The sequence below is a fragment of the Acinetobacter sp. 22512 genome (assembly GCF_052044755.1).
GTDB classification, from domain to species: Bacteria; Pseudomonadota; Gammaproteobacteria; order Pseudomonadales; family Moraxellaceae; genus Acinetobacter; species Acinetobacter pittii.
In genome coordinates this window covers 1-315 of the sequence record NZ_JBQENP010000057.1, presented here as the reverse complement: position 1 = coordinate 315, position 315 = coordinate 1, and the positions used below count along the sequence as shown (strand labels likewise).

At 43.8% G+C, this 315-nt stretch carries 1 protein-coding gene; it reads right to left on the bottom strand.

Annotation, left to right across the window (positions count from 1 at the left end; genetic code table 11):
• On the bottom strand, positions 1-315 hold a 315-nt coding region (locus tag ACTJJG_RS19080), incomplete at both ends, for an aminotransferase class III-fold pyridoxal phosphate-dependent enzyme (protein WP_440609005.1).

The following is a 315-nucleotide window of genomic DNA, read 5'->3' as shown; positions in this document are numbered from 1 at the left end:
TTGTTAGCATTGCACCGACTGGAAAACCACCACCTAGTGCTTTTGCAGTCGTTAACACATCTGGAATAACACCAGAGTTCATGTAAGCATACAGTGCACCTGTACGGCCAACACCGGTTTGTACTTCATCAAAAATCAGCAATGCACCAAACTCATCACACAGTGCACGTAATCCCTTTAAAAATTCTATGTCAGCAGGAATAACGCCGCCTTCACCTTGGATCGGCTCAACAATCACGGCACAAGTTTGCTCATTAATGACCGCTTTTGCAGCTTCTAAATCATTAAAGGCAACATGGTTGATACCGTTTGGAA